This window comes from Bacteroides faecalis (genome assembly GCF_003865075.1).
Taxonomy (GTDB): Bacteria; Bacteroidota; Bacteroidia; order Bacteroidales; family Bacteroidaceae; genus Bacteroides; species Bacteroides faecalis.
On record NZ_BHWB01000008.1, the window covers coordinates 109,829 to 123,154 of the forward strand.

At 39.9% G+C, this 13,326-nt stretch carries 12 protein-coding genes; 11 read left to right on the top strand and 1 reads right to left on the bottom strand.

What is annotated here, in order from left to right:
- Positions 1-97: 97 nt before the first annotated feature.
- The gene (locus tag EJF25_RS14370) at positions 98-1,447 is read left to right on the top strand and encodes an OmpP1/FadL family transporter (RefSeq protein WP_125041745.1); all 1,350 of its coding nucleotides are present in this window, start codon (positions 98-100) and stop codon (positions 1,445-1,447) included.
- A 92-nt stretch (positions 1,448-1,539) separates the two neighbouring features.
- Here the strand turns inward: EJF25_RS14370 and EJF25_RS14375 are convergent, their stop codons facing one another.
- Entirely contained in the window at positions 1,540-2,829 is a 1,290-nt protein-coding gene (locus tag EJF25_RS14375) for a DcaP family trimeric outer membrane transporter (protein ID WP_125041746.1), read from the bottom strand.
- Between the two features lie 21 nt (positions 2,830-2,850).
- Between EJF25_RS14375 and EJF25_RS26175 the strand changes: the two genes are divergently transcribed.
- The 10 genes from EJF25_RS26175 (at position 2,851) to EJF25_RS14420 (ending at position 13,322) form a co-directional block, all read left to right on the top strand.
- Positions 2,851-2,979 (top strand): hypothetical protein, encoded by a 129-nt coding sequence (locus EJF25_RS26175; RefSeq protein WP_262707208.1) that lies wholly within the window; start codon positions 2,851-2,853, stop codon positions 2,977-2,979.
- A gap of 13 nt (positions 2,980-2,992) precedes the next feature.
- A complete protein-coding gene (locus EJF25_RS14380; RefSeq protein ID WP_125041747.1) occupies positions 2,993-3,496 on the top strand; it encodes an RNA polymerase sigma factor in 504 nt (167 codons plus the stop codon).
- A gap of 226 nt (positions 3,497-3,722) precedes the next feature.
- Complete coding sequence (locus EJF25_RS14385) at positions 3,723-4,091, top strand: hypothetical protein (protein ID WP_125041748.1); 369 nt, start codon at positions 3,723-3,725, stop codon at positions 4,089-4,091.
- 107 nt (positions 4,092-4,198) lie between these two features.
- Entirely contained in the window at positions 4,199-4,879 is a 681-nt protein-coding gene (locus EJF25_RS14390; protein WP_125041749.1) for a queuosine precursor transporter, read from the top strand.
- A gap of 75 nt (positions 4,880-4,954) precedes the next feature.
- On the top strand, positions 4,955-5,614 hold the full coding sequence (gene queC, locus EJF25_RS14395; protein ID WP_125041750.1) for a 7-cyano-7-deazaguanine synthase QueC: 660 nt from the start codon (positions 4,955-4,957) through the stop codon (positions 5,612-5,614).
- A gap of 630 nt (positions 5,615-6,244) precedes the next feature.
- Positions 6,245-6,700 carry a preQ(1) synthase gene (gene queF / locus EJF25_RS14400; protein WP_077153657.1) on the top strand — a complete coding sequence of 152 codons (456 nt, stop codon included), beginning with the start codon at positions 6,245-6,247 and terminating at the stop codon, positions 6,698-6,700.
- Between the two features lie 66 nt (positions 6,701-6,766).
- Positions 6,767-7,273 carry an RNA polymerase sigma-70 factor gene (locus EJF25_RS14405; RefSeq protein ID WP_125041751.1) on the top strand — a complete coding sequence of 169 codons (507 nt, stop codon included), beginning with the start codon at positions 6,767-6,769 and terminating at the stop codon, positions 7,271-7,273.
- Positions 7,274-7,311: 38 nt separating this feature from the next.
- Positions 7,312-8,487: a FecR family protein gene (locus EJF25_RS14410; RefSeq protein WP_125041752.1), complete on the top strand. Its 1,176-nt coding sequence runs from the start codon at positions 7,312-7,314 to the stop codon at positions 8,485-8,487.
- Between the two features lie 133 nt (positions 8,488-8,620).
- A complete protein-coding gene (locus EJF25_RS14415; protein ID WP_125041753.1) occupies positions 8,621-11,908 on the top strand; it encodes a SusC/RagA family TonB-linked outer membrane protein in 3,288 nt (1,095 codons plus the stop codon).
- Between the two features lie 10 nt (positions 11,909-11,918).
- A complete protein-coding gene (locus tag EJF25_RS14420; RefSeq protein ID WP_160119421.1) occupies positions 11,919-13,322 on the top strand; it encodes a RagB/SusD family nutrient uptake outer membrane protein in 1,404 nt (467 codons plus the stop codon).
- Positions 13,323-13,326: the final 4 nt, after the last annotated feature.

Consider the following 13,326-nt stretch of genomic DNA (forward strand, 5'->3'; position numbering starts at 1 on the left):
TAAATTAGCCTATAAAATGAAAATAAGTGCACATATATATTTCCCATGTGCAATATTGTTGTACCTTTGCGCCCAAAATAACTTAAAAAAGATTTAGATGAGAAAAATTTCTTTGGTTAGTATTGTGATGCTAATCGTTTCAATTCCAACTTTTGCCGGGGGTATCCTGACAAATACAAATCAGCATGTATCTTTTCTTAGAATGTTGGCACGCGGTGCTTCCATTGATATTGATGGTGTTTATTCCAATCCTGCCGGTTTGGCTTTCTTGCCAAGTGACGGTCTTTATCTATCTTTGAATGGACAGAGTGCTTATCAAACTCGTAATATAGAAACAACATTCCCATTGTTTCCGGAAGCAGGAAACAAACGTTATTATAAAGGTAAAGCTTCTGCGCCTTTCATCCCTAGCTTTCAGGGTGCATATAAAAAAGGTGACTGGACTGTTTCTGGTAGCTTCGCCGTTGTAGGTGGTGGTGGAAAGGCTTCTTTCGACAATGGTTTGGGTATGTTCGATTCTATGATTATGGGAAAATTGGCTGCTAGTGATAAGTTACAAACTTTGCAGTCAGCTCTGGGTGTTGGTGCTGTTTCTGATCTTTATAATCTGAATAGCGCGATGGACGGAAGTCAGTTCATTTATGGGGTACAATTGGGTTTGTCCTATAAGGTAAACGATTGGTTAGGAGTTTTTGCCGGTGGACGTATGAATTATTTTACTGGTGGTTACGAAGGTTTCCTGACCGCAATCGCAAAAAGTAATATCCCTTCTATAGGTGGTGCTGAGTTAGCTGGTATTGCACTTGATTGTGACCAGACTGGTTGGGGCTTGACTCCTATTTTGGGAGCTGACGTAAAACTTGGTAAGTGGAATATCGGTTTGAAATATGAATTTATGACGAATCTGAATCTTGAGAATAAGACTAAGAAAGCTGAAGTACGTGAATCAGGAATACCGGTGGCGGATGATAAGAATCCATTGGTTGACTATAAGGACGGTGTAAATACTCCGAACGATATTCCTGCTTTATTGACAGCTGCTGTTGGATATAACATTCTTCCCTCACTTCGTGCATCTGTAGAGTATCATCATTTTTTTGATAAAGCTGCCGGTATGGCAAATAACAAACAAGATGCTTTGAAACATGGTACACACGAATTTTTGGTTGGTGCAGAATGGGATATAACCAAGCAATTGACTATCAGTGGAGGTTTTCAACGTACAGATTATGGTTTGGAGGATGATTTCCAAAGTGATATCAGTTTCTCTTGTGATTCTTATTCACTTGGTTTCGGTGCTGCAGTCAAAATGACAAAGCACTTGACGTTGAATGTAGCTTACTTTTGGACAAATTATGATGATTATAAAAAAATCACTTCAACTGGAAATACGATCTATAGTCGTACCAATAAAGTGTTCGGTCTTGGGGTAGACTATAAATTCTAATCGATAATTAATTCTTTTATATCTATATACTGAAAGAAGCTTCATATCTGTAGTGACAGATTGAAGCTTCTCTTTTTTATAGACTATTATATTTAGAAAGAATACTGTACCAAAGCATTCAACCGGTTAGCGTGACGGGTTGAAGAACTAAAGTCAGTGCGCCATCCTCTCAGATATTCTACACCTACCTGCAAATTACTGCTGACATTCCAGAATGCATTGGCAACGAAGTATTGCCCTTTACGATAGGATTCCGGGTTGGAGCTTGGATAATTATGTTCGGAATAAAGTCTGGACAAACTATATGTTCCGGATACAAACACATTCGGAGTAATGTTATACTGTAAACCTGCATACCAACCCAACATCGGGAGAACTTGCATCTTACCCTCATTTTCCGGATCCGGAACGATGTCTACATTCAAGTTACTAAGATCGTTCAGATATGATGCGATTCCTTTACCATAATTAAATTGTCCGTATACTTGCCATTTTTTAGTGATATTGAATGTACTGGAGGCTTGCAAACCGAACCCGGTACTGGAAAAAGCTTTATCATGTACAGCGCTTGAATAAGTCATGCTACGAACGATAGCTGCCAGTTTGATGTGACCGTTACTATTCCAGTTGTATTGTGCAGAAGCGGCAAAATCCGGCATTCGTTGCGTACTGATTGAAACATCATTGTTGGTAGTACCATCTACAGAAGGCATTTCTACGGCAACACCTAATTTCCAGTTTTTTATTTTATTGTACATGTAATTCAATTGGGTAGTGCGGTAGAAGGCAGAGCCGTTAGGACCTGCAAAGTCGATCGTAGGAGGTAAGGCAGAAAGATCCATGAATGTACCATAATTATATCCGATGGTGAATCCGAGGAATTGTGCATAAGCATTTTGCAATTCAAATGTTTTTCCGTCACCACGAAAGTTTCCGGCGGTATATATCACAAAATCACCGAGACGTTTGGTATGTCCTACTAACTTTAAGAAGAGGGTGGTAGTACTAATATCCATCTGGAATTGATTCTTGGCAAAATTACCACTACCTCTTTGGGGAATCAATGCCGGATAGAAATCCACGTCGTTTACTATACCTCCGAAGTCATATTCAGCAGTAGCACGAACATAACCACCGATACCCAGAGCAAATTTTCCTTTTTGGTCGGTCAATAGAAAACGGGGAGCGTTCGGGTCCTGGAAACGGAACTGTTGCCGGTCGTTCATGATCCGGATAATTTCATCTCCTGCCTTGTCTCGTGAGACAAACATAATGGAATTTGGCTCCTGATCTTCTATTATTACTTTTTTCTGTGCTTGAGCGCACAAGGGGAAAACGCCTACCCCGAGTAGCATCGCTACCATCTTAATGCTTGTTTTCATTATCAGTTAAGTTTTAGGTGAATGCCCAAACAACAACTCAAACAAGAAATGGTTGAGAGGGGTGAAGGAAAAATTGCCAAACTTATCGGAAGAATTGCTATTTATATTCGTTCTAAAAAAGCAGATCTTTGTAACCTACTAATTGGATAAATTGAATACGACGATGGAAAAAAGAGATTTTACACAAGGAATATTAGCGATGGAACCGGATTTGCATCGCTTTGCATACAAATTGACGGCTAATCGTGATTCTGCTAATGATTTGGTACAAGACTGTGTGTTGCAGGCGTTAGACAATCATGAGAAATTCACTCATGCTAAGAATCTGAAAGGCTGGATGTACACTATTATGCGGAATATCTTCGTTAACAACTATCGTCGTGCTGCCCGTGAGATGAATATTATCGATGATACTTACTCCATCCATCAACAAAGCTTGATAGAAGATGAGGATGCCGACCGTTTTGAATCGGCTTATGATATGAAAAAGCTATACTGTGTCATTCATTCTATACCGGAAGATATGAAAGTACCTTTCCAGATGTTTGTGGCCGGATTTAAATATAGGGAAATTGCCGAAAAATTAGGTTTGCCGATAGGAACAGTAAAGAGCCGTCTTTTCTTTATACGTAAACGATTGAAAGAAGAATTGAAAGATTTTTCATGATATAACGTATCTCTATGATAATTATGTAGTTTAAGGTCAAAGTGGTGAGCCTTCCTGTCAGATTGATGATCAATGACGGGGAGGCTTTTTTAACGTTCTTCCGAGATACTGAGTTTATGAAATAAACCTGTTAAATGTCTTACTACTTGTAGTAGAAAAGAATTTGGTTTGAACAACTTTTTCCATGAACGGTTGTTAATCAGTAAATCATTAACCGTAGTTCATCATGAAGAAAGAAGATTTAAAAAAAATCGTGTTCCTGTTGTTGGCAGGATTCTTGTTTGTCTCTTGCCAGTATACTGCAAAAGATTATGTGGCTGATATGAAAGCTTTGACAACGAAGGTTGTTAAAAATGGATCTGACTATACAAAGGAAGATTGGAAAAAAGTAGCGAGCGAATATCAGGAACTGAATAAAAAGGGAAAACAGGTAATTAAGAATTTGACTCAGGAGCAACAGAAAGAGCTCAAGAAGTGGAAAGAAGAAATGATGAAAGAAGCATCTAAGTTTGATAGCAAAGAGTTGAAAGAATCATTCAATGATTTGATGGATCAGGCTGGTGATTTTATGAAAGATACTTTTAAGAAGGAGTAAAATAAGAGAATTATTTCTTATCTTTGCCGCCCGAAACGAATTTAAAGATGTATGATGCCGTGAATAGCGGTCGTGTATTCTAGAACACCACGTAAAAAACAGGAATTATGAAAGAAAAAGTATCTGTACCTTTTATGCTGCTTGGTATTCTCTTCAATGTATGTCTTATAGCAGCTAATCTTCTTGAAACGAAAGTGATCCAGGTAGGTGGCTTGACGGTTACTGCCGGGTTATTAGTTTTTCCCATTTCTTATATTATTAATGATTGCATCGCCGAAGTCTGGGGATTCAAGAAGGCACGTCTTATTATTTGGAGTGGTTTTGCCATGAACTTCTTTGTAGTGGCTCTCGGACTGATAGCTGTATCCCTACCTGCTGCACCTTTCTGGGAAGGAGAAGAACACTTTAACTTTGTGTTCGGCATGGCACCTCGTATTGTTGTTGCCAGTTTGATTGCTTTCCTTGTCGGTTCGTTTCTCAATGCGTATGTGATGAGCAAAATGAAAGTAGCTAGTCAAGGACGTAACTTCTCGGCGCGTGCTATTCTATCAACTATTGTAGGAGAAACTGCTGATTCTCTAATCTTCTTTCCGATTGCTTTCGGAGGTATTATTGCCTGGAAAGAGTTGCTTCTGATGATGGGACTTCAGATTGTCCTGAAATCTATGTATGAAGTCATTATCCTTCCTGTAACGATTCGGGTAGTCAAACTGATCAAGAAAATAGATGGCAGCGACGTTTACGATACCAATATCTCTTACAACGTATTGAAAGTCAAAGATATTTAGCATGAATAGCCATTGTGGTTATTTATGAGTATTAGTATATCATCGCCATAAAATAATAAAGCATTAGTACTCACCATGAACAGAGATCATGTATTAGTTGTGTTCAGTGGAGGGCAGGACTCAACCACTTGCCTGTTTTGGGCAAAACGTAATTTCAAGAAAGTATATGCACTGAGCTTTCTATATGGTCAGAAACACGAAAAAGAAGTGGAGCTGGCACGCGAAATAGCTCGGAAAGCAGAAGTAGAATTCGATGTGATGGATGTCTCCTTTATCGGAAAGTTGGGACATAACTCTCTGACAGATTCCACTATGGTAATGGATCAGGAAAAACCTGCGGATAGTGTTCCGAACACATTCGTTCCGGGACGTAACCTGTTCTTTCTGAGCATTGCAGCAGTCTATGCCCGCGAAAGGGGAATAAACCACATCGTTACCGGAGTTTCCCAGACAGATTTCAGTGGTTATCCTGATTGCCGGGACGCGTTTATCAAGTCGCTCAATGTTACTTTGAATCTGGCGATGGATGAACAATTCGTGATTCATACTCCGTTGATGTGGATTGATAAAGCGGAAACATGGGCTTTAGCAGACCAATTGGGAGTATTGGATGTGATTCGCAAGGAGACATTGACGTGTTATAATGGTATCCCCGGAGACGGTTGCGGGCATTGTCCGGCATGTAAATTGCGTCAGGAAGGGTTGGAAAAGTATTTAAAAAGTAAGAATGAATAATCTCTCTACATAGAGAGTTAAAACGCATTTTTTATTGTCACTTGTCACTTTTGGAAGCTAATCTTTTGGATACTAACTGAATAAGAGTGACAATAGGCGGTGACAACAGTTTGTTTCGACAGTTTTATTGTCACTTCTATTGTCACTTTATTGTCATCGAAACGAGGATAATCTCTGTTTTTCCGTTGATGTATTGTCCGGAATCTATAGATACAAATTAGTTTCAAAGGCGTGAAACCAACTGTTCAAATAGGGTGAACACTTTGTTTCAATAGCCTGAAACAATTAGTTTCAATAGGGTGAAACAATTAGTTCCAACGCTTGAAACACTTTGTTTCAATGGTTGAAACATATTGTTTCAAGGCTTGAAACTGTTGGTTTGTACGCTTGAAGCTGTTGGTTTGAGCGTATGTTAGGCAAGAAAGAAACGGTCGTTTCCGGATTTAGTGCGAGACTAATGGTTTGTGTACCGCTTGAATTCCGGTGATAGGTGATAGATCGGGTGATAGGTTAAAATATCACCTATCACCTCTCAAAGTACGATGAATAAACGGTTGTAGGATTTTGGTGATAGGTGATAGAGGAAAATGAGTTTTTTCTTTGTGTAGGGATCAAAATTAAAGTGAAGAAATGACTGAATTGAAAGATCAACTTTCCCTGTTGGGAAGAACAACAGAGTATAAGCAAGATTATGCTCCTGAAGTGTTGGAAGCGTTTGATAACAAGCACCCTGAAAACGATTACTGGGTACGTTTCAATTGCCCGGAGTTTACCAGTCTTTGTCCTATCACCGGACAGCCGGATTTTGCAGAAATCCGTATCTCTTATATCCCTGATATTAAAATGGTAGAGAGCAAAAGTCTGAAACTTTATTTATTTAGTTTCCGTAATCATGGAGCTTTTCATGAAGATTGCGTTAATATCATAATGAAAGATTTGATCCGCCTGATGGGACCTAAATATATCGAAGTAACCGGAATTTTTACTCCTCGTGGTGGAATCTCTATCTATCCGTACGCTAACTATGGTCGTCCGGGAACAAAATACGAACAAATGGCGGAACATCGCTTGGCGAATAGAGAATAATACGATTGTCTTTTATCTAAAAAAGACTAACTTTGTGACCCAATATGTTAAAAAGATAAGTGACTCATGGAGGATAGAACGGAATTTGATCGTATGTTTAAAGAATGGTTTGCAAGGCTGTTTTTCTTTGCCAACCATTATTTGCAAGATACGGAAGCAAGCCGGGATATTGTGCATGATGCATTTGAATACGTTTGGCGGAATTATGAAAAGATGGACTCTGCTACCGTAAAAGCTTATCTTTATTCCATTGTTCGTTCGCGTTGCATTGATTATATTCGCCAGCAGAACGCCCAAGAAGATTATGCAGAATTTGTTCTTAAGATGACTCAGGACGATACGGATACGGAAGATCGTTTGTTGTGGGAAGAACGAATGATGCGTATCCGTAAGGCAATGAATAAGCTGACTCCTTTGACCAGACACGTATTGGAAAGATGCTATAATAGTCGTAAGTCTTACAAAGAAGTAGCCGATGAACTGAACATTAGTGTAAGCTCCGTCCATAAACATATTGTTAAAGCACTTCGGGTGATACGTGAAGAAATTAAAAATGAATCACCGGAAAGGTAACTGATTGTAGGTTATGTCCGTAGTATAATAAATAATGTATGGATAGGTGTATGGAAATAAGTGAGTCGGAAAAGAAAGCATTAGACGTAATGGAGAACTCTGAAGGGGTGACCAGGGAAGACGTTGAGACTTTACAGGGAGAATCTTTGCAAGATTGTCAGTTATTAGATGATATCTCTTTCTTGTTGCAAGAGGAGGCTGCGGTTGCTTGTCCGGATATTGACCGGGAATTGCAGTGTTTCCACCGGAAACGGCAACACGAAGTGCTTAAGCGTCGTATGATAGGATGGAGTATAGCAATCGGTGCGGTAGCAGCTTTGTTTATTAGTGGTATCTTCTTGTTAAACAGAGAAACAGAGGTGTCTCCGGTTACTGTCGCTGAGGTAGCTGATTCGACAAATATAGTTTTGGAAGCAGATCTTTCCCCACAAGAAGTCATGTTGGATGTAGAGGATGCAGGACAACAACATGAGACTTATTCGTTGAAAGAAATCGAAAAAACTCCTGTAACTCAAACTGCAACTGTCCGTACGAAAGAAATTAATTACCTCGATAAAAATGCGGAACAGGAAAAAGTCAATACTCAAATCCATACTCTGAGCATTCCCAGGGGGCAAATGTTTAAGATTATTCTCTCCGACGGTACAGAAGTCTTCTTGAATGCGGGCAGCCGTCTTGCTTATCCTACTAAATTTGTCCGTAAGGAACGGATAGTGACTCTTGAAGGAGAAGCCTATTTTAAAGTGGCCAAAGATAAAGATCACCCTTTTATTGTGAAAACAGGAACGGTGGAAACTCGTGTACTGGGTACAGAGTTTAACATTAGCAGTTATTCCGCTTCTGATATTCACGTCACATTGATCGAGGGAAGTGTACAGGTAGACGCTTCCGGTAGTTCCAAGGTCATTGTACCGGGGCAGGACTTATGCATACGTGAAAATGGAAGCATGACGATGGAAGAGGTGGATTTGCATTCTTATATGTATTGGCGAGATGGATACTTCTATTTCGATAATCTTCCGCTGGTCGATGTGCTGAAAAGTATAGGGCGTTGGTACAATGTAGGAGTCGAGTTTCGCAACACAGAGATGATGGGTTGCAAAGTACATTTCCTTTCCGAACGTTTTCAGGGATTGGAACATACGCTTACATTACTTAACAGAATGGAAAAAGCTGATATCCGGTTGGAAGGTAATACATTAGTTGTAGACTGATGTATGACAATTTGGTCGCTTCTGAAAAAAAAATATCACTTTCTGAAAAATATTCGTTAGAAAAGGTAACCGTTTGAGGTTTTACTCCGTATATAAACTGATAATATGAAATTCTATTTTAATAAAGTCAGTTATGAAAAAAGATCGGTTACTTGCCATTATCTTTTTTATTTCCTGGTTGGGCTCGCTTAGTGTGGGAGCACAGGAAGTGAAAGAAAAGCGGATTACGATGGAATTTAAGAACGAGCGTCTGTCTTCTGCATTTAAGAGGCTCGAAAATGTATCTGGATATAAGATACTATTTGTTTATGAGGATGTCAATCAATACACAGTCGATGGAAAAGTGAAGAATCATACCATCGAACAGGTACTGAAATTTATGGTTGGCGACAAACCTTTAAAATTCCTTATCGACGGGCAATTTGTGAACATTACTCCCCAAAGAAAAGAGCCGGCAAAGACTGTGGAAAAAGTGAAGGGAACGGTTGTTTCCGTCGAAGACGGTTTGCCGGTTATCGGAGCATCAGTCCATGTAGCAGGAACAACTATCGGAGCACAAACCAATATCGATGGAAACTTTGAACTTATCAAAGTGCCCGGTGATGCAATGGTACAATTTTCCTATGTCGGAATGGAGACTGTGTCACTTCCTGTCAGCGCTGTGATGAATGTTCGTATGAAAGCAGACGTACAGACATTGGACGATGTCGTTGTGACAGGATACTACACACAACGCAAACAAACATTTACCGGAGCAGCTACTAATTATAGTGGAGCCGAACTGGCTGCTATCTCTGACCAGAACTTACTTTCTACCATTGCTGCCATCGATCCTTCATTTAAGATTGTGGATAACATTGCCATGGGATCCGACCCGAATACAGTCCCCAATATTCAGGTACGCGGTGTAAATGCGCTCCCTACCACTACCAGCTTGAGTGAAGAATATAAAGGTAACTCCAATCTCCCTACCTTTATTCTTGATGGTTTCGAAGTCAGTGTAGAAAAAGTATATGACCTCGACCCCAACCGGGTATCTAATATTTCAATATTGAAAGACGCTTCGGCTACGGCTATTTATGGTTCACGTGCTTCTAACGGAGTCGTTATTATTGATACCAAAGCACCGGCAGCCGGAAAACTGCGTTTGAACTATTACGGTAGTATGGACTTTGAGGCTGCCGATCTTTCCGATTATCATTTGCTGAGAGCTTCCGATAAATTGAAATATGAAGATTTGGCAAGACTGTATGTAGGTACAGGTGCTGTTTATGTAGATGAAGAATATCGCAGGAGTTATAACGAACGGCTGAAACTGGTACAGAAAGGCTATGATACGGACTGGTTGGCACAGCCGTTACGTTCTTTAGGTATCAGCCATCGTCATAGTGTACAGTTGGAAGGTGGGAATGAAAGTTTCCGGTACGGAGTAAACCTTACCTACAATGGAACATCGGGTGTGATGAAAGGCTCCGACCGTACTCGTATCGGTACAGGAATCAAGTTGCAGTATAATTATCGTAATTTGCGTTTCCGCAATGAGATTACCTATGATAAGGTGACTGCCAATAATTCTCCTTACGGATCGTTCAGTGATTATGCCAACATGAATCCTTATTATTATCCGTACGACGAAAACGGACAATTGAAGAAAATTCTGTTTACCATCTACAGTCCTAGCTCAGGCTCTACAACTGTAGTCAATCCGATGTATAACTCTACCCTGAACACTAAAGACCGGACTGCTTATGATGATTTCGTTGATAACTTTAGTGTGGAATGGGATATTCTGAATAACCTGAAGTTGAAAGGTAACTTCTCTCTGGAACGTGTCAATAAATCAACAGATGTTTTCAAACCGGCAGATCATACTGATTTTGCTACAGTGGAAGAGAACAAAGGTAGCTATACCAAAGGAAATACAGTGTCCAGCTCTTATGACGGCAGTTTGGTGCTTTCTTATTTCGGGCAATTCAAAAAACATGCACTGAGTTTGAACGGAGGTTGGAATATCCAGCAGACTTCTGATGATTACAGTACCTATACAATAAACGGTTTTCCTAATCAGCAGCTTGATCATCCTGCTATGGGAGCGGGATTTCTCGAAGGCAGTACTGTAAAAGGAGATGCTACCATGACTCGTCTGATGGGATTCTTCGGAAATGTGAACTATAGTTTTGATGATCGTTATTTCGTAGATGCTTCCATACGTATGGACGGTTCTTCTTTATTTGGCAGCAACCAACGGTGGGGTACTTTCTGGAGTACTGGTATCGGATGGAATCTTCATAATGAAGCATTTATGAAAGAAGTTTCTTTTGTCGATCAGTTCCGTCTGCGTATGAGTACCGGATATACAGGTAGTCAGAGCTTTTACCCTTATCAGGCATTGATGATGTATCAATATCAGAGTGAGTTGGCTTATCAGGATTATATCGGTACGGTAATCAAAGCGTTTGGTAACTCGAACTTGAAGTGGCAACGTACCAATAAGACAAACTTTGGTATCGACTTCGGTTTCTTCAAAAACCGTCTGAGCGGATACTTCAATTACTTTATCGAGAACTCAAAAGATTTGTTGGTGGATGTCAATATGGTTTCTTATCTTGGTTTCGACTCCTACAAAGAGAATCTGGGAGAAACTCAGAACAAAGGTTTCGACTTTAATGTGAAATTGACTGCTTTCCAGAATAAAGACTGGCGCGTGAATTTGTTTGTAAACGGACAGCATTACAATAACACGTTGAAGAAGATCTCTTCGGGATTGAGTTCTTTCAATGATAAAGCAGATGCGGCCGGTTCAACCAAGCCTTATGTAAGATATATTGAAGGTGCTTCTGTCAATACCATTTGGGTAGTACCATCGGCAGGTATTGATCCTGCCACAGGAAATGAAGTGTTTATCAGTAAAGACGGTAGTTATACCGGAACATGGAGCGAAAAAGATTATGTTCCTTATGCTTCGGCCGATCCGAAATTGAGTGGAACGTTTGGTTTCAATATTTACTACAAAGGGTTTGAACTGAATACGAACTTCTATTACCGTTTCGGAGGATATGCTTATAACCAAACTCTAGTAGATAAAGTAGAAAATGTGGATCCTTATAATAATGTAGATGAGCGTGCGCTTTACAGTCGTTGGCAGACTCCGGGAGTTGCAGCTATGTATAAACGTATCAGTGATCGTTCGGCAACGAAACCGACTTCCCGCTTTGTAGAGAAAGATAATTATCTATCTGCCAATTCTGTAAGTCTTGCCTATACGTTCCGAACAGATTGGATCCGTCACTTTGGAGCACAATATCTGAAAGTGGCTGTGACTGCAAATGACTTTATGAGGATGTCTACTATACGTCGTGAGATCGGTACGGCTTATCCTTATGCGCATCATTACTCCTTTACTGCTCAATTAACTTTTTAAAATGAAGAATATGAAGAAGATACTAATATTAGGTTATATAATACCACTTTTGACACTGTCTTCGTGTGAAAGTTGGTTTGATATTTCCCCTAAATCAGAACTGAAAGCTGACGATCTGTTTGAAACTTCGCAAGGATTCAGAGATGCGTTGATCGGTTGCTATGGTACAATGGCTACCAAAGATCTTTATGGTGGACAACTGACCATGACCTATATGGATGTGCTCGGGCAATATTATTCCACAGCCGGCACTACCCTCAATAATTTTGAAAATGCGTACGCATACAATTATTCTGAAACAAAAGAGGAAACACGCAAAGATAATATTTGGAAGAACGAATATAATATTATTGCCAACCTAAATAGTCTCTTGGACCGTATCGACGATCAAAAGGGAATCTTTGCAACCGGAGAATACGAACTTTTCAAGGGAGAAGCATTAGGATTGAGAGCGTACATCCATTTAGATCTGTTGCGTCTGTTTGCTGCTTCACCAGCCATGGAGAATGGCAGAAACCGGAAAGCGATTGCTTATGTAGACCGTTACACAAACGAACTTTTTGAACGTCTAACTACAGAAGGCGTCTTGAATCGTATTGTAGGCGACTTGGAAGCTGCACGTACTTTGTTGGCTCCGATTGATCCTTACGGACCCAAACATGCGACATTTGATTTGGAGAATCTTACAGGAGTATGGAAAGGAAGAGAGTACCGGATGAATTATTACGCGGTAACTGCTTTATTGGCACGTACTTTATTGTATCGAAATGCCGAAGGGGATAAAACTAAAGCCTATAATTATGCAGTGGAAGTAATCAACTCTACTCTGTTTCCACTTGTTTCCGGTGCGGACCTGTCGAGCCAGGATAAGAATGGTTTTATTCAGGAAAATGTTTTTTCGCTGGAATATCGTGGACTAAAAGATGAAATGGTAGATAAATATTTCTATGTAAGTAATTCTAATTCCGATTTCCTGTCTATAAACAAATCAACCCTGGGTAAGATTTTCCCTACAAGTTTGAGTATGGATTATCGTCAGCAATGGTGGGTAGAAAACTCTGGGTCTTATAACCTGATTGCGAAATATAGTTATTCGGAACGTGTCCCTCTACTGAAAGTTTCAGAGATGTTTCTTATTGCGACGGAAACTGCTCCGACATTAGGAGATGCAAACGATTACTTTTATCAGCTTCAATACCATCGCGGGCTTCCCGAAACGGAACTGACCGCAGAAAACTTACAAGAAACGTTACTTTCGGAATATGCCAAAGAGTTTCTTGGTGAAGGGCAGTTGTTTTATGCTTACAAACGTATGGCAATACAGAAAAAACCTATATTGAAGACAGCATTATCCGACTATGAGAGTGTATATATACTTCCGCTTCCTACGGAAAATACGTATTTTATAGATTAGCGTG

Coding starts and splice junctions, on each gene's coding strand:
- queC (WP_125041750.1), top strand. CDS start 4,955: ATGAACAGAGATCATGTATTAGTTGTGTTCAGTGGAGGGCAGGACTCA.
- EJF25_RS14420 (WP_160119421.1), top strand. CDS start 11,919: ATGAAGAAGATACTAATATTAGGTTATATAATACCACTTTTGACACTG.
- EJF25_RS14370 (WP_125041745.1), top strand. CDS start 98: ATGAGAAAAATTTCTTTGGTTAGTATTGTGATGCTAATCGTTTCAATT.
- queF (WP_077153657.1), top strand. CDS start 6,245: ATGACTGAATTGAAAGATCAACTTTCCCTGTTGGGAAGAACAACAGAG.
- EJF25_RS14385 (WP_125041748.1), top strand. CDS start 3,723: ATGAAGAAAGAAGATTTAAAAAAAATCGTGTTCCTGTTGTTGGCAGGA.
- EJF25_RS14380 (WP_125041747.1), top strand. CDS start 2,993: ATGGAAAAAAGAGATTTTACACAAGGAATATTAGCGATGGAACCGGAT.
- EJF25_RS26175 (WP_262707208.1), top strand. CDS start 2,851: ATGCCCAAACAACAACTCAAACAAGAAATGGTTGAGAGGGGTGAAGGA.
- EJF25_RS14405 (WP_125041751.1), top strand. CDS start 6,767: ATGGAGGATAGAACGGAATTTGATCGTATGTTTAAAGAATGGTTTGCA.
- EJF25_RS14410 (WP_125041752.1), top strand. CDS start 7,312: ATGGATAGGTGTATGGAAATAAGTGAGTCGGAAAAGAAAGCATTAGAC.
- EJF25_RS14375 (WP_125041746.1), bottom strand. CDS start 2,829: ATGAAAACAAGCATTAAGATGGTAGCGATGCTACTCGGGGTAGGCGTT.
- EJF25_RS14390 (WP_125041749.1), top strand. CDS start 4,199: ATGAAAGAAAAAGTATCTGTACCTTTTATGCTGCTTGGTATTCTCTTC.
- EJF25_RS14415 (WP_125041753.1), top strand. CDS start 8,621: ATGAAAAAAGATCGGTTACTTGCCATTATCTTTTTTATTTCCTGGTTG.